Raw genomic sequence first — 212 nt, 5'->3', positions numbered from 1 at the left:
CCTCCGGCGTGTCGCGCTTCACGAGCGACATGTTCACAACCTCTTCCACGGGAACGCAGACCGCCACGGCCGCGCCGGCGAATAGGTCGTACAGCCAGGCGCCGTCGTCCTTGCCGGCAGCACCGAGCGGTACGGTTCAGCGCAGCGCGATGGCGCCGGTGAGCATGTCCGGCGGTCAGTCCGGACGCTCCAGCCTGCCGCCTTTGTCGCCG

At 69.8% G+C, this 212-nt stretch carries 1 protein-coding gene; it reads left to right on the top strand.

Annotated features, from left to right (window positions below):
* On the top strand, positions 1-212 hold a 212-nt coding region (locus RTX98_RS18785), incomplete at both ends, for a hypothetical protein (RefSeq protein ID WP_312798344.1).

The organism is Tianweitania sp., assembly GCF_032053605.1.
Classification (GTDB): Bacteria; Pseudomonadota; Alphaproteobacteria; order Rhizobiales; family Rhizobiaceae; genus Tianweitania.
This window is presented reverse-complemented; position numbering and strand designations above follow the sequence as displayed.